Origin of the sequence: Kribbella sp. CA-245084 (assembly GCF_050942355.1) — a bacterium.
In the GTDB taxonomy this organism is placed as follows: Bacteria; Actinomycetota; Actinomycetes; order Propionibacteriales; family Kribbellaceae; genus Kribbella.
Window position 1 is genome coordinate 2,363,925 of the sequence record NZ_CP192053.1, and the last position, 23,533, is coordinate 2,387,457.

Annotated in this window: 21 protein-coding genes; 16 read left to right on the plus strand and 5 right to left on the minus strand. The window is 68.2% G+C overall.

The window, feature by feature from the left end; all coding sequences use genetic code 11:
- The first annotated feature begins 17 nt into the window (after window positions 1-17).
- Window positions 18-764 (plus strand): alpha/beta fold hydrolase, encoded by a 747-nt coding sequence (locus tag ACQPYH_RS11570; RefSeq protein ID WP_432889918.1) that lies wholly within the window; start codon window positions 18-20, stop codon window positions 762-764.
- On the opposite strand, the gene ACQPYH_RS11575 is transcribed toward ACQPYH_RS11570, so the two are convergent.
- The gene (locus ACQPYH_RS11575) at window positions 749-2,701 is read right to left on the minus strand and encodes a galactose-binding domain-containing protein (RefSeq protein WP_432889920.1); all 1,953 of its coding nucleotides are present in this window, start codon (window positions 2,699-2,701) and stop codon (window positions 749-751) included. The two genes, ACQPYH_RS11570 and ACQPYH_RS11575, sit on opposite strands and share 16 nt — an antisense overlap.
- A 108-nt stretch (window positions 2,702-2,809) precedes the next feature.
- Between ACQPYH_RS11575 and ACQPYH_RS11580 the strand changes: the two genes are divergently transcribed.
- The 7 genes from ACQPYH_RS11580 to ACQPYH_RS11610 are packed head-to-tail and all read left to right on the plus strand — an operon-like array spanning window position 2,810 to window position 11,652.
- Window positions 2,810-4,018, plus strand: a complete 1,209-nt coding sequence (locus ACQPYH_RS11580) for a DUF4185 domain-containing protein (RefSeq protein WP_432889922.1) — start codon at window positions 2,810-2,812, stop codon at window positions 4,016-4,018.
- Window positions 4,018-7,029: an alpha-mannosidase gene (locus tag ACQPYH_RS11585; RefSeq protein WP_432889924.1), complete on the plus strand. Its 3,012-nt coding sequence runs from the start codon at window positions 4,018-4,020 to the stop codon at window positions 7,027-7,029. Before ACQPYH_RS11580 ends, ACQPYH_RS11585 begins: the two co-directional genes overlap by 1 nt.
- Window positions 7,022-7,918: a carbohydrate ABC transporter permease gene (locus ACQPYH_RS11590; RefSeq protein WP_432889926.1), complete on the plus strand. Its 897-nt coding sequence runs from the start codon at window positions 7,022-7,024 to the stop codon at window positions 7,916-7,918. Before ACQPYH_RS11585 ends, ACQPYH_RS11590 begins: the two co-directional genes overlap by 8 nt.
- A complete protein-coding gene (locus tag ACQPYH_RS11595) occupies window positions 7,915-8,796 on the plus strand; it encodes a carbohydrate ABC transporter permease (RefSeq protein ID WP_432889928.1) in 882 nt (293 codons plus the stop codon). The genes ACQPYH_RS11590 and ACQPYH_RS11595 overlap by 4 nt, the downstream gene beginning before the upstream one ends.
- Before the next feature lie 11 nt (window positions 8,797-8,807).
- Window positions 8,808-10,100, plus strand: coding sequence for an ABC transporter substrate-binding protein (locus tag ACQPYH_RS11600; RefSeq protein WP_432889930.1), 1,293 nt, complete (start codon window positions 8,808-8,810; stop codon window positions 10,098-10,100).
- Window positions 10,097-11,032 carry a glycoside hydrolase family 130 protein gene (locus tag ACQPYH_RS11605; RefSeq protein WP_432889932.1) on the plus strand — a complete coding sequence of 312 codons (936 nt, stop codon included), beginning with the start codon at window positions 10,097-10,099 and terminating at the stop codon, window positions 11,030-11,032. Before ACQPYH_RS11600 ends, ACQPYH_RS11605 begins: the two co-directional genes overlap by 4 nt.
- Window positions 11,029-11,652: an SGNH/GDSL hydrolase family protein gene (locus ACQPYH_RS11610; protein ID WP_432889934.1), complete on the plus strand. Its 624-nt coding sequence runs from the start codon at window positions 11,029-11,031 to the stop codon at window positions 11,650-11,652. Before ACQPYH_RS11605 ends, ACQPYH_RS11610 begins: the two co-directional genes overlap by 4 nt.
- Here ACQPYH_RS11610 and ACQPYH_RS11615 read toward each other — a convergent pair.
- Window positions 11,630-12,637, minus strand: coding sequence for a LacI family DNA-binding transcriptional regulator (locus ACQPYH_RS11615; RefSeq protein ID WP_432889936.1), 1,008 nt, complete (start codon window positions 12,635-12,637; stop codon window positions 11,630-11,632). The genes ACQPYH_RS11610 and ACQPYH_RS11615 overlap by 23 nt on opposite strands.
- Window positions 12,638-12,798: 161 nt before the next feature.
- The gene (locus ACQPYH_RS11620) at window positions 12,799-14,748 is read right to left on the minus strand and encodes a hypothetical protein (protein ID WP_432889938.1); all 1,950 of its coding nucleotides are present in this window, start codon (window positions 14,746-14,748) and stop codon (window positions 12,799-12,801) included.
- A gap of 155 nt (window positions 14,749-14,903) precedes the next feature.
- On the opposite strand from ACQPYH_RS11620, the gene ACQPYH_RS11625 reads away from it, so the two are divergent.
- The gene (locus tag ACQPYH_RS11625; RefSeq protein WP_432889940.1) at window positions 14,904-15,365 is read left to right on the plus strand and encodes a YybH family protein; all 462 of its coding nucleotides are present in this window, start codon (window positions 14,904-14,906) and stop codon (window positions 15,363-15,365) included.
- Between the two features lie 19 nt (window positions 15,366-15,384).
- Here the strand turns inward: ACQPYH_RS11625 and ACQPYH_RS11630 are convergent, their stop codons facing one another.
- Window positions 15,385-15,717 (minus strand): acyl-CoA dehydrogenase family protein, encoded by a 333-nt coding sequence (locus ACQPYH_RS11630; protein ID WP_432889942.1) that lies wholly within the window; start codon window positions 15,715-15,717, stop codon window positions 15,385-15,387.
- Between the two features lie 110 nt (window positions 15,718-15,827).
- On the opposite strand from ACQPYH_RS11630, the gene ACQPYH_RS11635 reads away from it, so the two are divergent.
- Together ACQPYH_RS11635 and ACQPYH_RS11640 are read left to right on the plus strand one after the other, a co-directional pair.
- Window positions 15,828-18,149 carry an alpha-L-rhamnosidase C-terminal domain-containing protein gene (locus ACQPYH_RS11635; protein ID WP_432889944.1) on the plus strand — a complete coding sequence of 774 codons (2,322 nt, stop codon included), beginning with the start codon at window positions 15,828-15,830 and terminating at the stop codon, window positions 18,147-18,149.
- An 84-nt stretch (window positions 18,150-18,233) separates the two neighbouring features.
- Window positions 18,234-19,061 carry an SCO6745 family protein gene (locus ACQPYH_RS11640; RefSeq protein WP_432889946.1) on the plus strand — a complete coding sequence of 276 codons (828 nt, stop codon included), beginning with the start codon at window positions 18,234-18,236 and terminating at the stop codon, window positions 19,059-19,061.
- Here ACQPYH_RS11640 and ACQPYH_RS11645 read toward each other — a convergent pair.
- A complete protein-coding gene (locus tag ACQPYH_RS11645; protein ID WP_432894382.1) occupies window positions 18,985-19,410 on the minus strand; it encodes an FAD-dependent oxidoreductase in 426 nt (141 codons plus the stop codon). The genes ACQPYH_RS11640 and ACQPYH_RS11645 overlap by 77 nt on opposite strands.
- Between ACQPYH_RS11645 and ACQPYH_RS11650 the strand changes: the two genes are divergently transcribed.
- From ACQPYH_RS11650 to ACQPYH_RS11670, 5 genes are all read left to right on the plus strand, one after another.
- Window positions 19,365-19,514 (plus strand): hypothetical protein, encoded by a 150-nt coding sequence (locus ACQPYH_RS11650; RefSeq protein ID WP_432889948.1) that lies wholly within the window; start codon window positions 19,365-19,367, stop codon window positions 19,512-19,514. The two genes, ACQPYH_RS11645 and ACQPYH_RS11650, sit on opposite strands and share 46 nt — an antisense overlap.
- Before the next feature lie 14 nt (window positions 19,515-19,528).
- Window positions 19,529-20,161: a TetR/AcrR family transcriptional regulator gene (locus tag ACQPYH_RS11655; protein WP_432889950.1), complete on the plus strand. Its 633-nt coding sequence runs from the start codon at window positions 19,529-19,531 to the stop codon at window positions 20,159-20,161.
- Window positions 20,158-21,081, plus strand: coding sequence for an ATP-binding cassette domain-containing protein (locus tag ACQPYH_RS11660; protein ID WP_432889952.1), 924 nt, complete (start codon window positions 20,158-20,160; stop codon window positions 21,079-21,081). The genes ACQPYH_RS11655 and ACQPYH_RS11660 overlap by 4 nt, the downstream gene beginning before the upstream one ends.
- Complete coding sequence (locus tag ACQPYH_RS11665) at window positions 21,078-22,652, plus strand: ABC transporter permease (protein ID WP_432889954.1); 1,575 nt, start codon at window positions 21,078-21,080, stop codon at window positions 22,650-22,652. The genes ACQPYH_RS11660 and ACQPYH_RS11665 overlap by 4 nt, the downstream gene beginning before the upstream one ends.
- 75 nt (window positions 22,653-22,727) lie before the next feature.
- Complete coding sequence (locus tag ACQPYH_RS11670) at window positions 22,728-23,501, plus strand: polysaccharide deacetylase family protein (protein ID WP_432889956.1); 774 nt, start codon at window positions 22,728-22,730, stop codon at window positions 23,499-23,501.
- The last annotated feature ends 32 nt before the right edge of the window (window positions 23,502-23,533 follow it).

A 23,533-nucleotide genomic window follows, 5' to 3' on the forward strand; every position in this document is an offset into this window, starting at 1 on the left:
TAACTATGCTGCCACTCATGCAGCCCGATGTCGAAGCCGTTCGGCTGTGCTTCACGGCCGAAGGAGCCGGCGAGCCGATCCTCCTGGTGCATGGCTGGGGTGGGGACGGCCGGTCGTGGGATCCGGTGCGATTCGCCGGTCGGCGGGTGGTCACGGTGGACCTGCGCGGACACGGACAATCTCCGGTTCCTTCTGGCGGATACCGTCCGCACGACTACGCCGCCGACCTCGCCTCGCTGGTCGAGGCCTTCGGACCCGTCGTTGCGGTCGGACATTCGATGGGCGGCCAGATCGTGGTGCGGCTGGCTCTGGACCGTCCGGACCTGGTCCGAGCGGTGGTGGCGATCGATCCGGCGTACGGCGCCGACGAGGTCGAGGCGGCGTCCTTCCAGCAGCGGCTGACCGATCTCCGGCGCGACGGTGCGGCTGCCGCCGTACGGCAGTTGGGAGACTTGACCGACGAGGTGCGCGACCAACTGTTGCGGACACCCGGGCATGTCCTCGCCGAGAGCTACGCCGGGATGTACACCGACCCGGACGCGATCGGCGCGCGCCCGGCGGCGGCGAAAGCTCTGGCGTCGCTGGAGCGGCCGGTGCTCTGCATCCGGCCGACTCCGTCGATGGCAGCCTGGGACCTGACCTGTGCGCTTCGCCCCGGCTCGCGGGTCGTCCTGTGGCCCGGTGCAGGCCATTTCCTCCACCGCGAACGACCCGAGGCCTTCGCGCGGCTCGTCAACAGCTGGCTGGGTCAGGTGGGTGGGTAGATCTCGAGGGCGCGGAGTCGGGTGGTCTTGTCGGGGGTGCTGCCGGCGACCGGGCGGGTGATGAGTAGGCGGAGGTAGCGGGCCGTGAACGGGGTGACGGTTCGCGTCGTGGTTGCGGAGGTGTTGCCGGTGACGGTGTCCCGGTTGGTCCAGAGCTTGTTGTTGTCGCTGGATTCGAGGACGAAGTCGCGGGTGTTCAGGTCCGGCTCGCCGGCGTGTTCGACGACGTACCGGCCGATGGTCCGGTCGGTGCCGAGGTCGATGGACAACCAGGTGGTCGCGTGGCCCGAGGCGTTGACCCACAGGTCTGCTGAGGGGTCGGTCACGGAGTGGGCGGTGCTGTTGGCGGCGTCCGCGACGACAGGACGGTAGCGTGCCAGGTCTGGTGCCGCTGACCCCGCGTCGGCGAAGGCAGCGAACTCCAGCACCCGTGCCGTGAGATCGTCGGACTGTGTCGGCCGCTGTACGGACAGCCGGAGGTAGCGCGCGGACACAGGATCGCCGAAGCGCCGCTCCGTAAGGTTCTCAACGTTGCCGGTGACAACATCTGCCGGATGCCACGGGCCGGTTGCACGCTGGGCCGCCTCGACCGTGAAGTCCCTGGTATTGAAGGCTGTCGGCGCCGGGCTGCCCTCGTAGCCGGCGTGCTTGAGCCGGTAGCCGGAGATCGTCCGCAGCCCGCCGAGGTCGAGGACGAGGCGGTCACCAGGGCCGCCGGTCCAGTCCTGTACGACGGCCACGTCGACACTCGCGCGTGGAGCAGCGGGCTGGTCGGCGAGGCGGTTCAGGTCCAGCCAGACGAACCGCGGCCGGTAGATCTCGGTGGTCAGCGGGTCGCCGCCGTACTGGTTGACGTTGTAGCTGATCAGGAGCCGCCCGTGCTCCGACAGACTCGGGTGGGCCTTAGCGTTGTACGTGTAGGTGGCGCCCTCGGTCTGGGACTCGTAGACGTACGGCTCCGGGCAGTTGTAGAACCGCACGCCCGCGGAGAACGGCCCGACCGGCGACGTTCCGACCGCGTACTCCAGCCCGGTGGAGTTGACGTTGCGCAGGTAGACGAGCAGGTACTTCCCGGCGTACCGGCCGGTCGGGATCGGTGTGACGCTGAGCTCGGTGGACACGTCGGGGTGCAGTACGGCGGCGTCCTGGACGCTGACCGTGATGTCCGGGCTCCACGCCGTGCCGCTCCAGAACCGCCAGGCCGCGATGTCGGCGAACGCATCCCGACGGACCCGTGCGCAGACCAGGTCCTTCTGGCCGTCGGCCAACCGGTTGCGGTACCCGTAGACGTACACCCAGCCGTCCGCGGTCGGGGTGATGCCGACGCCGAACATCACGATGTACGTACTGTCGCGGACCAGCAGCCCGACATCCTCGGTGCGGCGTACGGCGGTGTAGTCGGGGACCCCGTCGACGAGCGGTACGGCGATCAGATCGACCCGGGCAGCGTTCCAGTTGGCGTCCGGGGCGAAGCCGGTGGCGTACAGGGTGCGGTCGATCGCGATCCCGTCGTTCATCCAGAATCCGTTGCCGAAAGCACCGTTCTCCGGGATGACGAAGGTGGCCCGGTCGGGATCGGGCCGGTTGCCGGCGAGGACGGCGGAGGAGTTGTTGACGAACCCCGTCTGGTCGTAGGTCAGCGACCGCGGGTCGACGGTGCCGATCCGGGTGTCGCTGAAGATGAACGCGGTCCGCGAACCGGGCGTCGCGGAGGCGAGGCCGTCCCGGCCGTCGAGCGGGACCGAGTAGATCCCGTCGGCGCCGATCCAGCCGGACCGGCGGTCGAAGAGCTGAGTCCACTCGTCCGCCCGGGAGGCGGCCAGCGGGCGGGTGGCAGGGGAGGACCAGGACAGTGCCGGCAGCGCGGCGGAGACGCTCAGGCCCGTGGCGAGAGCGGCGTTGGTGCGCAGGAAAGTGCGGCGGGAAACGGTGGTCACGGCAGGCACCTTAGGAAGAAATGTCAACGTTGACAAGGCCATGTCAACGTTGACATCATCGAACCCGCTCCGCACCTGTTGCCGTCACTCAGTGAGGGAGTACCAACCGTGCGTCATTCCCGCATCTCGCTCTTCGCCGCGGCGCTGCTCGCCGCCTCCGCCCTCTGCGCACCCGCCCTGGCCGCGCAACCCGCCCCCGCCCGGTCCGCCCATCGCGCCTCGAACCTGGTGGTCGAGAGCACGACCGAACTCGGCCCGATCACCCAGAACCCGCACAACGCCGCCCGCGACGACGGGCAGAGCGTCCGCTACGGCAATCAGTCGGTCTGGTTCTTCGACGACACGATCCTGAAGGATCCGGACGGCTTCCTGACCAGCACCGCCGCGACCACCAGCGATCTGGACGCGAGCGACAACATCACCATGACCGCGGCGAACCCGTTCGACGAGCACTCGACCGGCGTACCGCCCGAGTTCGTGCCGTTCTCCGCCGCCGAGCTCGCGTTCCAGCAGCAGCACGCGTCCGCCGACTGTACCGACTCCACCGACGAGTACTGCGGCACCGTGTTCGCGCACTGGCCGGGTCCGGCCGTGGTCGACCAGGCCCGGCACCGGATCCTGGTGTCGTACGGCAAGCTCTGCCGCGGCGGCCGGGTCGGCACCCCGTGCGAGTCGGGCTTCGTCGGTCAGGCGCAGGGCACCGGCCTGGTGTCGGTCGACATGAACACCAAGACGATCACCCGGCTCACCGCGACCAACCGGCCGGCCGACATCCCCAGTCCGGAAGGCACAGACAACACACTGTTCTTCCCGGTCGGCCAGGACTGGACCGGCCAGGCGATGGTGCTCGTCGGCGGCACGCTGTACGGGTACGGCAAGTGCACCCTCGACGGGTGTGCGGTCGCGAAGGTGCCGGTTGCGAACGTCACGGACATCTCCCAGTGGCGCTACTACACCGGTGCCGACAGCAACGGTCAGCCGCAGTGGTCGACCGATCCGGCCAACACTCCACTGGTCAAGGCCAACGGTGCCGCGGGCTCGACCGTCTACTGGGACAAGGCGTTCGGCGCCTACGTCAACACGTTCATGCCGTTCCAGTCCCAGGACGTCTTCTTCCAGACAGCGCCCAACCCCTGGGGTCCGTGGAGTACGCCGACCAAGCTCTTCACCGCCGCGAAGACCAACGGGATCGAGTACGCCGCGTTCGCCCACCCGGAGTACACCAGCGCCGACGGGCTGACGAAGTACTACACCTACTACACGTCGTCGACCGGCGCGCAGATGCTCGTCAAGGTCCGCTTCGCGAAGGCGTCGTGATGCATCAGCATCCACAACGCACGATCGACCGGGCGCGCCGGATGCTCGACGAGCGGGTCCGCCCCGCGGTCGAGCGCCGGACGGCGCCACTACGGATCGCCGTACGACGGTTGCCGGGTGAGCCGGAGCCGTTCGAGCAGGCGACGTCCGGACCGTTCGAGCCATTCACCGCCGGGTCCGCGTGGGGATCGGCCTGGACCACCGCGTGGTTCCGCCTGGTAGGCGAGGTCCCGGCCGACTGGACAGAGGCGGCCGTGGTCGTCGACCTCGGCTTCGACGGCGGCCCGGGCTTCCAGTCCGAAGGGCTGGTCCACCGCGCCGACGGCAGCATCGTGAAGGGCGTCCATCCGCGCAGTCAGTACGTGCAGCTCGACCCGGGGACGACGACGTTCGAGCTGTACGTCGAGGCCGCGGCCAACCCCGACATCGCGGCGCGGGCGTTCTCGCCGACCCGGCTCGGCGACGGCCTGGATGCCGACGGCGAACCGCAGTACCGCTTCCGCCGGGCCGAGCTGGTCGACCTCAATCGCGAGGCCGGAGCGCTGGCGGTCGATCTCGACGTACTGATCGGATGGGCGGTCGAGCTGGCCGCGGACGATCCGCGCCGGTCGAAGATCCTCCGCGCGCTCGACAGTGCCTGCGACGTGATCGATCCGGAGCGGATCCACGCGTGTGTCGAGGCCGCACGGGCCGAGCTCGGGCCGGTCCTGGCCCAGCCGGCCGCGGCGAGTACCCACCGGGTCGCGGCCGTCGGGCACGCGCACATCGATTCCGCGTGGCTCTGGCCGATGCGGGAGACGGTGCGCAAGTGCACGCGGACGTTCGCCAACGTGCTCGCGTTGATGGACGACTACCCCGAGCTGCGGTTCGCCTGCTCGCAGGCGCAGCAGTACGCGTGGATCGAGCAGCATCAGCCGAAGCTGTTCGCGCGGATCGCCGAGGCGGTGGCCGCGGGCCGGTTCGTCCCGGCCGGCGGAATGTGGGTCGAGTCGGACACGAACCTGCCGGGCGGCGAGGCGCTCGTTCGGCAGTTCGTGCACGGCAAGCGGTACTTCGCCGAGCGGTTCGGCGTCGAGCCGCGCGAGGTCTGGCTGCCGGACTCCTTCGGGTACTCCGCGGCGCTGCCGCAGATCGCCGCACTGGCCGGGTTCCGGTGGTTCCTGACGCAGAAACTCGCCTGGCACCCGACGAACCCGTTCCCGCACCACACGTTCTGGTGGGAGGGGATCGACGGCACCCGGCTGTTCGCGCACCTGCCGCCGGTCGACACCTACCTCGCCGAGCTGACGCCGGCCGAGCTGAACCACGCGACGCGGAACTTCCGCGACCATGCCGGTGCGACGACCTCGCTGGTCCCGTTCGGTCACGGCGACGGCGGTGGCGGGCCGACCGCGCTGATGATGGAGCGCGCCCGCCGGCAGGCCGATCTCGAGGGCGCCCCGCCGATCGAGCACCTGACGCCGACGGAGTTCTTCGAGCGCGCCGAGGCCGAGTACCCGGACGCGCCGGTCTGGGTCGGCGAGCTCTACATGGAGGCCCATCGCGGCACGTACACGTCGCAAGCGGCGATGAAGCGCGGCAACCGCCGCAGCGAACACTTGCTGCGCGAGGCCGAGCTGTGGTGTACGTCGGCGACGATTCGGACCGGGGCGCCGTACCCGTACGACGCCCTCGACCGGATCTGGAAGACCGTGCTGCTGCACCAGTTCCACGACGTACTGCCCGGTTCGTCGATCGCGTGGGTCCATCGGGAAGCGCGGGCGGCGTACGAACAGATCCAGGCGGAGCTCGAGGATCTGATCGCTACTGCGCTTACGCAGTTGGCCGGCGTAGGCCGGACCCCGATCCGCTTCAACGCAGTTCCGATGCCTGTCGACGGCGTTCCCGCGTTGGGGGCTTCGGCTGCACCGGCCCCGACCGGGCCGGCCGTGACCGCCGAGTTCGACGGGGAGCAGTGGCTCGTGGACAACGGCGTCCTCCGGATCACGATCGCCGCGGACGGGACGATCAGCTCGCTGGTCGACACCCGGCACGATCGCGAACTGGTTGCCGAGGGCTCCCGTCTCAACGACCTGGTCCTGCATCACGACCTGCCGAACGCCTTCGACGCCTGGGACCTCGACGCCTCGTACCGCGCCACCGCCGAACCGCTCCGGACGATCGACTCGCTGCGGGTCACGGAAGCGCCCGACGCGGTCGTCGTGGAGGTACGCCGATCGCAGGGAGCGTCGACGTACAAGCAGACGATCACCGTGCCGGCCGGAGCGGACCGGGTGGACTTCACGATCGACGTCGACTGGCGCGAGCGCGAGAAGTTGCTCAAAGCAATGTTCGGGCTGGATGTGCGGGCCGGCCAGGCGACCGCCGAGATCCAGTTCGGGCACCTGCGCCGGCCGACGCACGACAACACGACGTGGGACGAGGCCAAGTTCGAGGTGTGCGCGCATCGCTGGGTGCACGTCGGCGAACCCGGTTTCGGCGTCGCGATCGCCAACGACTCGACGTACGGCCACGACCTGCGGCGGCTCGCGGGGCAGACCGGTGATCCGCTCGCCGGTCGCACCGGCACCGGAGTGGGCCTCTCGTTGCTCCGGGCACCGAGATACCCGGATCCCGAGACCGACCAGGGCCGGCACCGTGCGCAGTACACGCTGGTGTCCGGCGCCGGGATAGCGTCCGCGATCGAGGCAGGACTCCGGCTGAACCTTCCGATCCGGGAGATCCGCGGTACGTCGGCGCCGGCGCCGCTCGTCACGGTCGAGGGAGCCGGCGTGGTGGTCGAGTCGGTCAAACTCGCCGAAGACCGTTCCGGCGACGTGATCGTGCGCCTGTACGAGTCCCTGGGCGCGCGCACCGCGGCGCGGCTGAGCTGGGACTTCGTTGCCGCCGGCACCGAGATTGTGGATCTGCTGGAGCGTCCGCTCGAGATCGTCGACGAGCCGCGGTTCGCCCTGCGGCCGTTCCAGATCCTGACCGTCCGGATCCGGACCCGGGAGGCCGAGCATGACTAAACGACGCCGGGACACGATCCTGGGGTACTGCTTCATCTCGCCCGCGATCATCGGGCTGTTGCTGTTCGTCGTGTATCCGATGGTGACCTCGCTCTACCACTCGTTCACCGAGTGGAACGGGCTGACGCCGGCCAAGTGGGTGGGACTGGAGAACTACAAGTTCCTGTTCACCAGCGACCCGACGTTCTGGCCGTCGTTGAAGGTGACCGTGCTGTGGGTGGTCATCTCGGTACCTGCCACGTTGCTCGCCGGCCTGGTGCTCGCCGTCGTGGTGAACCGCACGATCGCGGGCGTGAAGGTGTTCCGGACGATCTTCTACCTACCGGTCGTGCTGCCCGCGGTCGCCGTACTGACGTTGTGGAAGTACATCTACGACCCGACGTACGGACTCGCCAATCAGATACTGAAGTTCCTGCACCTGCCGACGACGATGTGGCTCGGTGACGCGCACGTCGCGCTGCCGGCGATCCTGATCGTCGGGTTGTGGAGCGTCGGCGGCACGATGATGATCTTCCTGGCCGGCCTGCAGGCGGTGCCGGAGGAGATCCAGGAGGCGGCGAAGGTCGACGGGGCGGGGGCGTTCCGGCGGTTCACCCGGATCACGCTGCCGATGATCGGGCCGATCATGATGCTCCAGCTGATGCTGGCGCTGAACGGCGCGTTCCAGACCTTCAACCAGGTCGCGATCCTGACCAAGGGCGGACCCGGGCACTCCACGAACCTGCTGATGTACAAGATCTACAACGACGGGTTCGCCGACTTCATCACCTCACCCCAGCTCGGGTACGCGACCGCCGAGGTGTGGGTGCTGTTCGTGATCGTGATGCTGGTGACGGTCGTGATGCTGCGACTCACCCGCAGCCGTGTCTATCAAGGAGAAGGCGCATGACGGCCGAAGCTCTTGTCATGGCGCGCCCTGCGGCGCTCACGCAGCGGGTCTCGTTCATGGTGTCGCGGGTTGCGTGGTACGCCTTGTGCGGGCTGCTCGCGGTCACGATGCTGCTGCCGCTGGTGTGGATGATCAGCATCGCGCTGAAGGGCAACGGCGACATCAACCAGCTGCCGCCGGCGTTCCTGCCGCGCGAGTTCCGGGCCGCGAACTTCGTCGACGGCCCGGCGCAGATCGGGTTCTACCGGCTGCTCCTGAACACCGTGATCGTCACCGTGCTCTCGACGATCGGAGCGGTGGTCAGCTCGATGATCGTCGGCTACGGCATCTCCCGGATCGACTTCCCGGGCCGCCGGTTCTGGTTCGCGCTGATCTCCGGCAGCATCTTCGTGCCGGGCATCGTCGGGCTGATCCCGCTGCAGCACCTCTACATCAACCTCGGGCTGATCGACACCTGGGTGCCGTTGATCCTGCCGGCCTTCTTCGGCAGCCCGATCTTCGTGTTCCTGGCCCGGCAGTACTACCAGTCGATCCCGAAGTACCTCGACGAGTCGGCCACCATCGACGGTGCCGGGCACTGGATGATCTTCACCCGGATCATGGTGCCGCTGACCAAGCCGGTCTGGATCACCGTCGCGATCATGTCCTTCCAGCTGTCCTGGAACGACTACCTGAGCCCGCTGGTCTACCTGCAGGATGCGAAGAAGTTCACCCTCCCGCTCGGGATGGCGGCGTTCCTGTCCGACCAGGCGGGCTCTCAGTACAACTACTACATGGCGACGAACCTGCTGTTCGTCGTACCGCCGCTGGTGCTGTTCTTCCTCGCCCAGCGCTACTTCATGGAGGGCCTCGGCGCCCTCGGAACCATCGCGAAATGAGGAGATCGATCATGCCCACACACCGGTCCTGGCCGACAGCTGTGCTTGTCGTCGCCGGTCTCGCCCTCGCCGGGTGCGGCGGCGGCTCCGATGCCGGCGGCAAGAGCGGCGGCACCGTCAGCTACATGACCTGGGAGTCCGTGGCGACCAACGCGGCCCTGGACAAGAGCATGGCCAAGATGCAGGGCGTCGGGGTCAAGCGCGAGGAGTCGCCGAACGCCGACTATGCGCAGAAGCTCGCCTCGCTGATCATGTCCAAGAAGGCGCCGGACTTCTTCTGGTGCTCGAACTCGCAGGAGCAGAACCTCGCCGCGGAAGGCCTGCTGTACGACTGGTCGTCGTACCTGAAGAAGGGCGACGGTCTGCAGGAGGACAAGTTCTCGCCCGGCTCGCTCGACCTGTGGCGCAACTCCGAGGGCAAGCTGTACGGGATCCCGACGCTCGCGAACACCTACGGCTTCTTCTACAACAAGGCCGCCTTCGACAAGGCCAAGCTGAAGACCCCGGCGATCGGCTGGACCTGGGACGACTTGTACGCCGACATCACCGCGCTCAAGCGCACCGACCCGAAGGCCACGCCGCTGGTGAACGCGTGGGCGCTGTTGGAGAGCCCGCAGGGCGTCTCGGCGTACTCCGTCGCGAACGGCGGCGCGCCGATCCTCCAGAAGCCGATCGGGGCCAAAGAGGTGAAGGCCGACGCGACGTTCCGCACCGGCGCCGAGCGGATGACGAAGGCGATCAAAGCCGGTGAGATGACCAACCCGGACTACGACGGCACGAACGCCGTCGCGCAGTTCGCCAACGGCGGCATGCCGCTGATGTTCGGCGGGCAGTGGCTGCACCAGTCGATCACCCAGAACAAGCCCAAGTTCGACTGGGGCTACGCACCCTGGCCGGCCGGTACGGCGAAGTCCGTGCAGCCGATCGAGACCAACGGCGTCTGTTCTCCGGCGACGTTGAAGGACCCGGACAGCACCTGGAAGGTGATCAGCTACATGGAGGTCACCGGCTTCAACGAGACCATGAAGGACCAGCCGATCGCCCCGATCGCGTACGAGCCCGGATCCAAGGGGTACTACGAGGCCTTGCAGGCCGGGGACGCCGCGGGGAAGAGCATCGCCGCGACCGCGACGTACGAGCTCGGGGTGAAGGACAAGTTCGTCACCCAGTTCCTCGACCCGTGGTCGACGCCGGCCGGTGACGTCGTCGGCACCACCTGGAACCCGGCGCTGTCGGGGAAGAAGGACGTCGGCGCCGGGATCGACGGAATGGTTGCCGGTATCAACAAGCTGATCGCCAAATGAGTGCGGCCCCGGTCGACTACCCGTTCGGCCCGTTCGTGCCGCGGCCGGAGAACCCCGTTCTCCGGCCCGGCCGGCACGACTGGGAGTCGAGCAATGTCTACAACCCGGCCGCGATCTCGGTGGACGGGCGGATCGCGCTCGTCTACCGGGCGCATGCCGACGACATCGTGTCGCACCTCGGCCTGGCCTGGTCCGACGACGGCATCACGTTCGAGACCGAGCCGGATCCGGTGATGGTGCCGACAGAGGACTACGAGCGGTTCGGGTGTGAGGATCCGCGGGTCGTCTTCGTGGACGGCACCTACTACCTGACCTACACCGGCTGGGACCGGCACAGCGCGCGGCTCTGCCTCGCCACGTCGACGGATCTGCGCCGGTGGGACAAGCACGGGCCGATGTTCCCGGGCATCAACACCTTCGCCGGGGTGCGGGAGACGCCAGGCCCGGAGTGGAGCAAGGGCGGAGTGATCCTGCCCGAGCAGATCGACGGGCAGTACCTGATGTGGTTCGGCGAGGGGAACATCCACCTCGCCACCTCTCCCGACCTGCTGCACTGGAAGGCCGACCCGGTTCCCGTACTGCGGCCTGAGCCCGGCACGTTCATGGGCGACCTGGTCGAGACAGGCCCACAACCGATCAGGACCCGTACCGGCCATGTCCTGCTGATGCACAACAGCGCGGTGGTGCGACCCGACGGCAGCGTGTACTACGCCTGCGGGCAGGTGCTGATCGATCCGCGGCGGCCGGACACGGTCGTTGCCAAACTGACCGAGCCGTGGCTGGAACCGAGCAGCCATGAGGATCGGCACGGGCTGGTCGACAACGTCACGTTCGTCGAGGGGCTCGTGTTCCATCGCGGGACCTGGTTCGCGTACTACGGGCAGAGCGACACCACGATCGGGGTCGCCACGTTCACACCGGAGGAATCGTGATCGTACTGGCGGACGGCGCCCGGGTGATGTTCACGGGCGACTCGATCACCGATTGCCACCGGCGCGACACCGACAATCCGCTCGGGTACGGGTACCCGCTGCGGATCGCCGGCCAATGGGGCCTCAGGCAACCAGGGCGTACTCCGGTCTGGCTGAACACCGGGATCTCCGGGGACACGCTCGCGGGTCTGGTCAGCCGCTGGGAGGCCGACGTACTCGAGGCGCGTCCGGATGTGGTGTCGATCCTGATCGGGATCAACGACACCGGGTACCGGTACTCGTTCGGGCACGACGAGGTGACGGCGGATGCGTTCCGGTCCGGGTACCGGCGGTTGCTGGAGCCGCTGACCGGCGTACAACTCGTGCTGATCGAGCCGTTCCTGCTGCCGGTGAAAGAGGAGCAGCAGGAGTGGCGCGCCGACCTCGACGCCAAGATCGACGTCGTGCGGGAGTTGGCCCGCGAGTACGACGCGACCCTGGTCGCCGCGGACGGGATGTTCGCTGAGCTTGCCGCGGGCAACAACCCGGAACACTGGCTGTTCGACGGTGTGCACCCCACGCCCGCCGGCCACCAGGCCCTGGCCGACGCCTGGCTCGCTAGTACGTCGGAGTGTCGTTGACGATCAGGTGGGCGGGGACCTCGAGGCGCTGGGGTGCCCGGGACGGGTCGGCCAGGCGGTCGAAGAAGAGCTGGGCGCCGGCCCGTCCGACGTCGTACGGGTCGCTGTCGATCACCGAGACGCCGAACGCGGCGGCCAGCTCGAACCGGTCGAAGCTGACCACGTCCGGGCGGCGGCGCGCATACGCACCCGATTGCAGCAGGCCCGTGCAGAGCCGGTTGTTGTCGACGAACACGGCGTCCGGCTCGACCGTGTCCAGCAGGTCGTCGGCGGCCCGCCGCGCGTCGTCCTCGCTGACGAGGTTGTTGCGGACCAGATCCGGGTCGACCGCGATACCGGCGGCTTCGAGCGCGGCGACGTACCCCGCCCAGCGTTCCTCGGCGCCGCTGCCGCTGCGCGGATGACCGAGGTACGCGATCCGGCGCCGGCCCTTCGCGAGCAGGTGCTCGATACCGGCCCGGGTGCTGGCCTCGTTGGTCGTGGTGACCGAGTCCATCGACTCGCCGAGGCCCGGGGGAGGCGAGTCGACGAACACGATCGCCGAACCGAAGCGTGCCTCGTTCACGAGGTAGCCGAGGTCGTTCCCGACCGGGGCGATGATCAGGCCCGCCACCCGGTGCGCGAAGAACGATCGGATCGCGCGGTGCTCGAGCTCCGGATCGTTCTGTGCGTCGGCGGTCAGCACCAGGTATCCGCGTTCGGACGCGACCGAGTGGATGCCGCGCAGCATCGGCGCGAAGAACGGGTTCGTGCAGTCGCCGAGCGTGACCCCGATCGAGGTCATCGCCTGGTTCTTCCGCCGCAGCCCGGCCGCGACGTCGTTCAGCTGCACGCCGAGCCGATCGGCCTCGGCCACGATCCGCTGCCGGGTCGACTCCCGCACCTTGGGGTCCCCGCGCAAGGCTCGCGACACCGTCTTGATACTCACACCCGTGGTCGCGGCCACATCCTCGAGCCGCGGCCGCCGCGGAGGTTCGATCTGCATGCCCCCAGTGTAATGTCAACGTTGACATTATTCACTGATGTCGCGGTCACCGCTGCCGAGAGGGACTGACTGACCATGACGATGCCCGACACCACGGCCGACGTCCAGCACCTGCGGCCCGAGGACGACCCGTTCACGGGTCGCGTTTGACGATCACCTGATCAGTTGCGGGTTGCGAAGTACGCCGTTCTGACGGCAACCGGGCGTGGGGGAGGAAGCGTCTTGGCGGTGTCGCTGAGTTCGCCGACTCGGACGATCCAGGTCGGCTTCGTCTTGTCGAGGTCCTGGTAGTCGTTGTTCGGATCGGCCAGTACGACGAAGGACTTGTCGACGCAGCCGTATGACGCGACCCAGCCGTCCGGGCGGCCCGACCAGGATCCGCCGATGCGTCGCCGGCACTTCGTACCGTCAGCGAGAACGAGGCCCCATGGCAGCGGGTCAGGCGGCGGGTTGACGTCGGGGACCGGCCAGCCGGCGAGGGACCACTTCCTGAGTTTGTGGTCCCACGGGTCGACGCCGCAGATCGCGTCGGCGGCACCGCGCTCGATCCAGCACACGTCCGCGTTTGCCGCAGTCGTGCCGCACGCATAGATGTTGCTCCGGACCGCGGACGGAGACGCCTCGACGTACGGCGTGCAGTCGAGAAGCCCATCGGCCGTTTCAACTGCGTAGCCTGCTTTGACTGCGCCGGTCGCGGTGAAGGGGTTGATGTTGACGATCTCGGTCGGCTGCGACCGCGGCGTCATGCGGATTGTGTAGATGGGGTTGCTGCGGCCGCCGAAACTCGCCAAGGAGTCCCACACCTCGCGCACGCCGATGATCAGCAACTTCACGGCTGTGATCACGGTGGTGACGATGGTCATGACCGCATCGAGCACAACGCTGAGGGGAAAGATCAGTGGTCCGGACTCGCTGGCGGACACCTTCCCCATTGCGACGACGCACTCGCTGACGACCGTGAAGACCTGCTTGGCTGTCTCGTCGAGTTCGACCGGCTCGGTCAGGTCGCTGGTGAATTCGCTGCTCATCGAACGCAGACAGTCGCGACCTGCTTTGCCCCACTCGTCGAGCGTGCTCTCGCCGGTGATGATGCCGATCAGTCGGTCGATCCCGTTCTTCTTGAGTTCGATTCCGGCGAGTTTCGCGACCTTCGTCTCGATGTCGAGGGCCAGCCCGAGGATCTGCAGCGCGTACGCGTAGAAGCTGTTCTGCGCGACGACGGAGGCCTCGCCGGTACCGGGTACCGCGAACGTCACGCTCTTGCCGGCCTCGATGAGGATCGTCGACCGTCCTCGTCGCTGCAGAGCTGACGCGGCCTTCGTCGCGGTGAACTGTACGAGCGCATCCAGGCTGATTCCGTAGCGTTGGCCCGACAACACCTTCCAAGAACTCGGATAGGTGAGCTGGGTGTAGCTGAGGCGGTTGTTCGCGATCTTCAGGACTGTCTTGCCGTCCTGGCTCCCGAGGCACCATTTGACGCTGTCGCCGCCGTCGGAGCTGATCCGGATCTTGGTCCGTACCGCGGACTCGCTGCCGCACGCCGGCTGCGCGACGTCGGCGCGGCCGGTGAACCAGTTTCCGAGCCGGGCGAGGGCCGCCCTGGCCTCCGCGCCGACGTCCAGGCTGCCGAGGAATCCGGTCGAGAAGTGGTCGGTCTGCGCCGTGGCGGTCGTTTGACCTGGTTTCCAGCTGGTCGGAAGCCAACGCCAACCGCCGTGGCCGTCCTCCCAGGCGACAATCGGAAGGAGGTTCTTGTCCCAATGGGCGGAGATGGCGAAGGTCACCGTGGCGGGCGCTTTCAGCTGGGCTCCGCCGAGGTCGACGTGGACGCCCGAGCCGACGCGCCTCAGCCCGGCGGCGGTCGCAGGTGCGTCGGGTGCTGCGGTTGCGGTCAGGGTGCCGGATCCGTTGGTCGACCCGGCCGGCACCGTCACCCGGAAGCCGCCCAGGACCGCGCTCGCCGCGGCCTTGCCGTCGATGGGCGATCCGCTCGGTGTCGAGCTCGATCCAGGTGGCGGAGCGGTGCCCCGCGAGTCGCTCGTACAACCGGCGAGCGCTGTCAACGAGATCACCAGAATGATCGGCCCGATACGGCCGCGTATGCCCATCACCGCGTCCCCCTCGCGAGCCCGCCGACGCAGGCTTCCCCCCGCTGGTTCCATCGTCCAGACCGCCGATGTGTTACAGAGCGTTGCGCGCTCCCGGGCCGCAACCTGACGCTGCTTTGGCCTCGGCCGGCGGGTGATTGGCTCGGTACCATCCGGACATGACAGACGAGCATGCGCACTCTGTTTCGACTGAGCTGATCCGGATGGCTCAAGAGTCGGCCGAGGCCTACCTGGCGGGGGACCTTGATGCTTACGCGAGCGTGTTGTCGCACGCGGACGACTTCACGCTGATGCCGCCGTTCGGTGGACCGACCAGGTCGGGCTTCGTTCTCGACGACGAAACCCGCGAGGCCACCCGGAACACCTTCCGTGGTGGCGAGGTGGAGGTCGAAGTCGACGCCTCGTACGTGACTGACGAACTGGCCGTGCTCGCGGTGGTGGAGCGACAGCGCGGCGTGGTGGGAGAACTGCCGGAGCAGGACTGGTCCCTGCGCGTCACGCTCGCGTTCCGCCGCGACGGCGAACACTGGAACCTGGTGCACCGGCACGCGGACGCGCTGGTTCATACCATCGGGTGGAGGACACTCTCGCAGCTCGCACGCGGCGACCTAACGGACTGAGCGCAAGCTGCTGACGGGTTTAGGCGAACGCTGAACGCCAGGGATCGACCGGCCGACGTGAAGCGTGTTCGTCGTACGCCGCACTCGCGTCCTGCAAGCTAGGAGAGTCGGGCGCACAGCGTGGCGGACGCGTTGTGTTGGCGAGCATGCGGACCAGCAGATCCTGGACGAGCTGGAACGACGCGATGGGTTTGCCGAACTGCTCCCGCTGCGGCGCATGGGCGAGCGCGTGCCGGTAAGCGCTGCGCGCACACCCGACCGACATCCACGCGACACCCGCTCGCGTCATCGGCAACACCTTCGCGCTGTCGCGGAACGACTGAGCACCGGCCAGTCGATTGGCCTCAGGCACGCGTACGACAACAACCACAACGAGCCATGACAGATTGGGTCCGCGGTGTCACCACCATCTGATCGATAGTGTCTGGTGTCGTGGTCGCCGCTGCTGAAGAGGAACTGACTATGCCTGAAGTCCAGCAACTGCAGGTTGAGGACGAGCCGTTCGCGGGTCGCGGCGAGTGGCCGGCGCGGTGGATCCGGGCGGCGGAGAGCGGCGACGTGGTCGGCTTCCGGCTGCGGGTCGAGTGCGCGGAGGCGGCTGAGGTCGTCGTACATGTGTCCGCCGATGAGCGGTATGAGTTGTGGCTCGACAGTGAGCTCGTTGGTCGCGGTCCGTCGCGGGGCGAGGTCGGTCACTGGACGTTCGAGAGTTACCGGTTGCGGTTGGCGGCCGGGGCGCACTGGCTTGCGGCCCGGGTGTGGAGCCTTGGAGACGACGCGCCGCTGGCGCAGCTGAGTGTGGGTGACGGTCCTACCTTCCTGTTGGCCGCCGAGGCGGTCTCCGGTCCGGTACCGGCGCTGGACACCGGTACCGCGGACTGGCGCGCGGCCGCACTTCCCGGGCACGGCCGGCGACCGAAAGGCGACGGGTATGGCTGTGGTGCCAGGCACGTCAGTGATGGCCGGAGCTTTCCGTGGGGTTGGCAGACCGGCGAGGACAGCCTCAACTGGCATGCTGCCGAGGTCGGCGACTCCCGCGGGCGGTTGTTGGTTCCGGTTCGGTTGCCGGCGCCGGTGCGGCGGTGGGTCGAGGGGGCGCGCGTCCGGCATGTCGCGGAGCATCCGGTGGGGGCGCCAACGCGCGACCGCGTCGTGGATCCGGCGGACCATCTCGACGGTGAGGCCGGTGACTGGCAGCGGCTGCTCGACGGTACGGCGTTGGTGTTGCCGCCCGGGACCTGCCGTCGGGTGCTGATCGACCTCGACGAGTATGTCTGCGCGTACCCGGTCCTCGATCTCGAGGGCGGCCGCGATGCCGAAGTACGTGTGCATTGGCAGGAGTCCCTGTACGAGACGGAACCCCAAGCAGGTAAGGGACATCGCGACGTTGTCGAGGGCAAGCTGTTCGGCCGTCCTGGGCTCGAGGAAGACGGCATCGGTGACCTGTTCATCGCCGGTGGAGGCCGCGAGCGGCACAGCACACTGTGGTGGCAGTCCGGTCGGTACGTCGAGGTACTCGTCACCACAGCGACCGAACCGCTGACGATCGCCGGTTTGAGGTTCTCTGAGACGCACTATCCGTACGAGGACCGCAGCCGCTTCACCGCCAGCGACCCGCGGCTCGCGCAGGTCGGCGTACTCGCGTTCCGGACGCTGCAGGCGTGCAGCCACGAGACGACGATGGACTGCCCGTACTACGAGCAGTTGCAGTACGCCGGGGACACGCGCCTGCAATGCCTCGTCGCCTACGCCACGACCGGTGACGATGCACTCGCCCGCCAGGCCTTGCGCGCCTTCGCCCGCAGTCAGTCGGGCAACGGCCTCACCCTCTCTCGGACGCCGTCCCGGCACTCGTCGCCGATCCCGCCGTTCACGCTGTGGTGGGTGGCGATGGTGCACGACTTCGCTTTGTGGCGTGGCGACCTGGCCTTCGTCGCCGAGTTGATGCCGGGCGTTCGCGCGGCCCTCGACGTACACCGTCGTGCGGTTGACGATCGCGGGATCTTCCGGGCCTTGCATGGCTGGAACTTCACCGACTGGGTGCCGGGCTGGGAGGCTGGCACCCCGCCCGGGATCGTCCAGGACGGGGAACAGCACCCCGACTGGCCCGGTCCTGGAACCGGTGTGTCGGCGGTACTGCAACTGCAGTTGGCGCTGGTAGCCCGGCAGGCAGCCGACTTGGAGTCCTGGGTAGGTGGCAACGCCGACCGGAACTCACAGCTGGCCGACCGGTTGCTCGAAGCCGCCGACGAAGCCTTCTACGACGCCGATCGCAAGCTGTACGCCGACAACCTCGAGCACACCGCCTTCAGCGAACACGCCCAGTCGCTCGCATTGCTCGCAGGAGCGAAGTACGGCGAGACGGCGGTCCGCACGATGCTCCAGGAACCAGGCCTGGCACGCACCACGGTGTACTTCGACCACTACCTGTTCGAGGCGCTGCACCGCATCGGACGAACCGACGTACTGCTGGATCGACTCGACCTCTGGTACGGCCTCCTAGACCAGGGCCTGCGCACGGTGATCGAACACCCCGAGCCAACCCGCAGCGACTGCCACGCCTGGGGCGCGCATCCCTTGTACCACTACGTCGCCACCCTCCTCGGCGTCCGCCCAACAACCCCCGGAATGGCAACGGTCACCGTCACACCCCAACTCGGCGGCCTCGCCTGGGCCCACGCCTCAGTCCCAACTCCCCACGGCCCCCTAACCGTCCTCGCCCACTCCGGCAAACCCCCAGAAGTCACCGCCCCACCAGAAATCACGGTGACTCTGGCGTACTGACTACATGTCGGATCCGAGTCTGCCTGTTCGTGGCTAGGGTGAGGGACCGTCGACGGGGCGGTCGCACGACGACTGGAGACGATGATGACGACACACTCGCGGGCCAAGGTTCGCCGGATGTTCGAGCTCGTCGAGCCGGTTGCCACCGTGACCTTCTCCGACGTACCGACCGAGGCGTTCCTCGCCATCGGCATGCGGAACTACTGGGACGGGTACTTCGCGGGCCGGGCCGCGCCGTTGGGGATGGTGCCGGCCGAGGTGGTGCATGCGGTGTTCTACAACTTCGCCGACGGCGAGGTCGCGCGTCACATCCCGTGGGTCTGGGGAAAGATCACGCCGGAAGAGGCGATCGCCGTGCGCGAGCGAGGCAGCGCCGCCGCGCTCCGGCAGCGGATCGGAGAGCTCGCCGACTCCTCTGAGCTGGCGCAGGTCGCCGACCTCGCGACTCGTGCCGCGATCAGTGCGCCGACCGAGGGCCGGGTGCTGTACGCCGGGCTCCGCGCGCTCGACGTACCAGAGGAGCCGGTGGCCAAGCTCTGGCACGCGGCCACGCTACTCCGTGAGTACCGCGGGGATGGCCACAATGTCGCACTGGTTGCGCACGGCATCGGTGGCACCGAGGCCCACGTACTGATGGCGCTGTCCCTCGGGATGAGGGCGGAGAGGTTCGGCCGGATCCACCACCTACCGAAGGCACAGCTGTCCGCGGTCGTCGACGGGCTGCGCGACCGTGGCCTCGTGGACGCCGCCGGCGGCTTCACCGACGCCGGCCGCGAGACGAAGTCCCGCATCGAAGCCCTCACCGACGAACTGGCCGCACCTGCGTACGACATCCTCAGCGCGGACGAACTCGACCAACTGATCGCGGGCCTCGAGCCCATCGCCACCGCCGTTGACGCAGCTGACCACTGAGCCGCCCGTCGTCGGCCTTCAGCCCGATCCGGTCGACCACAGGGTCCGGTCGTACGCCGACGCACCAGCTCAGCGAGCGCGCTGGCACGAAGGAGCCCTCAGCCAGCCGTACGCCGTACTCCGCAGCGTCGCCGACCGACAGACCCGTCCGTACGTCGACGCCGCGCTCACGCAGTACGGCGTCCGCAGTACGCCGTGCGTGGGCGCCGTGCGTGGGCGCCGGACGTGGGCGCCGGACGTGAGTGCCGGACGTGAGTGCCGGACGTGAGCGCCGGACGTGAGTGCCGGACGTGAGCGCCGGACGTGCAGCTCGCGGAGCGCGCGATCGGCCACGTCGAGGAGCATCCAGCGCAGTCGTTGATCGCGCGACCGCGGATAGCGCTTCTGGAGGAGCTCGGTCTAGGGGGACACCGTGCCGGCGGCCTGGCTCTTGATCTCGGGCTGATCAAGTGATTAGTATGCTGATCATGCGATCAGTCGGCGATGAGGACGACCTTACTGCCAAGGCGAATATTCGTAATGCCGCGCTGCGGTTGTTTGCTGAGCGGGGGCATGATGCGGTCACGATGCGGGAGATCGCTGCGGCGGCGGGGGTGTCACAGGCTCTGCTGGCGCATCACTTCGGTAGCAAGGAAGGGCTGCGCGCGGCGGTGGATGACTATGCCGGGCGGGCGTTCGACGGGTTGTTCGCGATGGACGAGCAAGACGTTGCCGGAGCGATGACCGGCGACGGTTGGGCGTCGGTCGCCGAGATGTTCGCGAGTGCGTTTCCGCCCGGGTCGCCGCTGCCGGCGTACCTGCGTCGGTTGCTGCTGACCAACGATCCCGCCGGCTCGGCGTTGTTCGGTCGGTGGTTCATCCAGACCCGCCAGCTGCTCGAGACCATGGACGGAATCGGGGCGACCCGGCCCGCCGAGGATCCGGCGGTTCGTGCGGCGTTCTTGCTGGTCAATGACCTCGCGGTACTCCTCCTCCGAAACCACGTCGCCGCCGCGATCGGGGTCGACCCGCTGACGCCGGAGGGCATGTCCCGCTGGGCCAAGGAGGTCACCGCCGTCTACTCGCAAGGCGCATTCGTATCCGAGGAGGGGCAATCGTGACCGACGTCATCAGCGTCCGCGGGCTGACCAAGACCTTCGGAAAGTTCCAGGCACTGGACGGCCTCGACCTGACCGTCTGTGCGGGCGAGGTCCATGGCTTCCTCGGCCCGAACGGCGCGGGGAAGTCGACCACCATCCGCATCCTGCTCGGCTTGATGCGTGCGAGCGGCGGCCACGTCGAACTGTTCGGCGCCGATCCCTGGCGGCGAGCCGACAAGCTGCACGGACGTCTCGCGTACGTCGCCGGCGACGTCGCGCTGTGGCCCGGCCTCACCGGCGGCCAATGCCTCGACCTGATCGGTACGACGTACGGCGGTGTCGCCGAGACACGCCGGGACGAATTGATCGAGCGCTTCGAACTCGACCCGACGAAGCGGATCCGCGACTACTCCAAAGGCAATCGGCAGAAGGTCGCGCTGGTCGCCGCGTTGTCCGCGGAGGTGGAATTGCTGGTGCTCGACGAGCCGACGTCCGGCCTCGATCCGTTGATGGAGCAGGCCTTTCAGCAGTGTGTGCGCGAGCGGCGAGAGGCCGGCGTCACGGTGCTGCTGTCCAGTCACATCCTCGACGAGGTCGAGGCGCTGGCCGATCGGGTGAGCATTGTTCGGCGGGGCCGGACGGTGACGACGGGCAGCCTCGCCGACCTACGTCGTCATACGCGTACGACGGTGCACGCGGTCACCGGCGTCGAACCCTCTGGGCTCGCTCAGTCTGAAGGTGTGGCCGACTGTGTCTCCGAGCGGCTGGATGGCCAGGTGGACAGCCGGTTCACCATCGACGCGGACCACCTCGACGCGGTGGTCGGTCTGCTTCACGCGGCGCGGATTCACACCTTGACGGTGACGCCGCCGAGCCTGGATGCGCTGTTCCTGCGCAACTACGAGGACTCCGTCGAGCCGATTGCCGTGGCCGCGAGATGAGCACCGACGGCATCATGATCGGGATCGTCTGGCGCACCCGCCGTCGCGGCATCCTGGTGTGGGTGCTTGCTCTCGTTGCCGGCATGGTCGGGACGGCCGCGGCCGTGGCCCACATGTACGACACCCCGGCCAAGATCCACACGTACGCCCAGGCGGTCACATCCGGCAGCGCGCTGGCGGCGATCAACGGGCACGTCGAGGGCATCGACAGTCTCGGCGGAGTGATCCAGGACGAGTTCGGATTCCTGGCATCGTTCCTGTTGCCGTTGCTGGGCATCGGACTGGTCGCCGGTTCGACGCGACGTGAAGAGGAATCGGGCCGGCTCGAGACGATCCTCGGCGGCCGGATCGCCCGGTACCAACCGACCCTCGCCGCGCTCGTGGTCGCGACGCTGGCCATCCTCACCACGTCACTTCTCTTCGCGGGCGGTCTTGTCCTCGCGGGAGTGCCGGCATCCGGCGCAATACTGTACGCCGCAGCACTCGGCGGGCTGGCCTTCGTGTTCGCCGGCTTCGCTGCACTCGTGGCGCAACTCGTCCTGCATTCGCGCGGGGTCTACCTGTGGAGCCTGATCATGCTGGCCGCGGCGTACGCGCTGCGGGGGATCGGGGACACGACCAAGACCTGGGTGACCTGGCTGTCTCCGCTGGGTTGGGCCGAGAAGACGGCGCCGTTCGGCGTCCAGCGATGGTGGGCGCTCGCCCTTCCGGCTGTCGTCGGAGTCGCCCTGGGCGGTGGGGCCGTATGGCTGGCCGCTCGGCGCGACATCGGCAGTGCGCTGAGGCGGGGTGACGCAGGACCGGCGCGAGCGAGCTGGCTCCAGCGGAGGCCGATCGGTTTCGCGATCTGGATCCATCGCCCGGCGGCTCTGGGCTGGCTGGCCGGCGGGGTTCTCTTCGCCGCGATGATGGGCGCTCTGGCCCAGCAGTTGCTCGACGCAATGACCGGCAATCCCGCGCTGGCCGAGTCCATGGGCATCCGAGGCGGCCGGCCGCTGGACGGTTTCGTTGCCGTGACCCAGCTGTACGTCGCGGTCGTTGCCGGCGGCTACGTCATTCAGGCGATCGGCACGCTCCGCGCCGAGGAGACCGACGGACGCCTGGAGCCCCGCCTCGCGGGGACCCTGTCCAGGATCCGCTGGCTCGCTGCTCACCTCGTCGCCGTCGCGGCCGGGTTGGTGCTGATAGTCGTCGTCTCGTCCTCGGTCCTCGCAGTTTCGACGGCGCGGTCCGTTGGCAACAGCCACGACTTCGCCGCAATCATGAAGTCCGGTTTGGCTTACCTGCCGGCGGAACTCGTGCTGGCCGGCCTCGCGATCGCGCTGTTCGGCACCTGGCCGCGCACGTTCGGCCTCGCCTGGGCGACGTACGCCGTGGCAACCTTCATCGCCTTCCTCGGCCCCGGGCTCAAGCTCGCGCAGTGGATCGTCGACCTCGCCCCCACCACCCACGTCGGCAACCCTCCGGCGGGCGCGGTCGATGCCAGTGGCCTGTCAGCCTTGGGCATCCTCGCCCTCGCACTCCTGCTGACCGGCTTCATCACCTTCAGGCGCCGCGACGTACCGCGGTAACTCCACGCGTGAACTTTCTTCTCGGCCGGGGCGTCAATCGTGCTGACCGGGATGGATGAGCGGGGGAGCGGGTTGATGAGGCACAGGTTCGGGTTGCCGATCGGTTTGGCGCTGGGGGCGGCGGTGGCGATCGGGTGCCTGCATGCCGCGTCCTCGGTCGAGGCTGGCACGGCGAACGCCGCCGAGAGCGCGCCCCGTGCCGTCGTCGCCACCACTTCCGTGAAGCCGACCACGCCTGCTGGAACGCCGTCGACCACACCGACCCCGTCGAGCACGCAGACGACCGAGCCGGCGGGCCCGGTGAAGCAGGCGCAGGGGAAGGTCGTGTACCTGACCTTCGACGACGGTCCCGACCCGCACTGGACGCCGGAAGTCCTTGCAGTGCTGGCGAAACACGACGCCCGCGGCACGTTCTTCATGCTGGCGCAGAACGCGAATCCGCACCCCGAGCTGGTCGACCAAGTCCGTGCCGCAGGCAACAGTGTCGGCAACCACTCGGTCTCCCACCCGCAACTGCCCAAGCTCTCGCCCGCGCAATTGCACCACCAGGTCGCCGACGGAGTGCAGTCGAAATGCTTCCGCCCGCCGTACGGCGCGACCAACGCCCGCGTCCGCGCCGAGATCCACCGGGACGGCATGCAGCAAGTCCTGTGGGACGTCGACCCCGAGGACTGGGCGCGTCCGGGGACGGCGACGATCGTCCAGCGTGTACTGGCCGGCGCGCGACCCGGCGCGATTATCCTGATGCACGACGGCGGTGGCAACCGCGCGCAGACGGTGGCAGCCCTCGACCAGGTCCTCACCACCTTGTCCGCCCGCGGCTACACCTTCGCCACCTTGTCCTGCTGACGATCGAGGACGTTGGGGATTGCAATCGTGCT

Excerpts from the sequence above, each read along its gene's own strand:
- ACQPYH_RS11570 (WP_432889918.1), top strand. The coding sequence starts at position 18 with ATGCAGCCCGATGTCGAAGCCGTTCGGCTGTGCTTCACGGCCGAAGGA.
- ACQPYH_RS11585 (WP_432889924.1), top strand. The coding sequence starts at position 4,018 with ATGCATCAGCATCCACAACGCACGATCGACCGGGCGCGCCGGATGCTC.
- ACQPYH_RS11590 (WP_432889926.1), top strand. The coding sequence starts at position 7,022 with ATGACTAAACGACGCCGGGACACGATCCTGGGGTACTGCTTCATCTCG.
- ACQPYH_RS11595 (WP_432889928.1), top strand. The coding sequence starts at position 7,915 with ATGACGGCCGAAGCTCTTGTCATGGCGCGCCCTGCGGCGCTCACGCAG.
- ACQPYH_RS11600 (WP_432889930.1), top strand. The coding sequence starts at position 8,808 with ATGCCCACACACCGGTCCTGGCCGACAGCTGTGCTTGTCGTCGCCGGT.
- ACQPYH_RS11605 (WP_432889932.1), top strand. The coding sequence starts at position 10,097 with ATGAGTGCGGCCCCGGTCGACTACCCGTTCGGCCCGTTCGTGCCGCGG.
- ACQPYH_RS11615 (WP_432889936.1), bottom strand. The coding sequence starts at position 12,637 with ATGCAGATCGAACCTCCGCGGCGGCCGCGGCTCGAGGATGTGGCCGCG.
- ACQPYH_RS11625 (WP_432889940.1), top strand. The coding sequence starts at position 14,904 with ATGACAGACGAGCATGCGCACTCTGTTTCGACTGAGCTGATCCGGATG.
- ACQPYH_RS11635 (WP_432889944.1), top strand. The coding sequence starts at position 15,828 with ATGCCTGAAGTCCAGCAACTGCAGGTTGAGGACGAGCCGTTCGCGGGT.
- ACQPYH_RS11640 (WP_432889946.1), top strand. The coding sequence starts at position 18,234 with ATGACGACACACTCGCGGGCCAAGGTTCGCCGGATGTTCGAGCTCGTC.
- ACQPYH_RS11655 (WP_432889950.1), top strand. The coding sequence starts at position 19,529 with ATGCGATCAGTCGGCGATGAGGACGACCTTACTGCCAAGGCGAATATT.
- ACQPYH_RS11665 (WP_432889954.1), top strand. The coding sequence starts at position 21,078 with ATGAGCACCGACGGCATCATGATCGGGATCGTCTGGCGCACCCGCCGT.
- ACQPYH_RS11670 (WP_432889956.1), top strand. The coding sequence starts at position 22,728 with ATGAGGCACAGGTTCGGGTTGCCGATCGGTTTGGCGCTGGGGGCGGCG.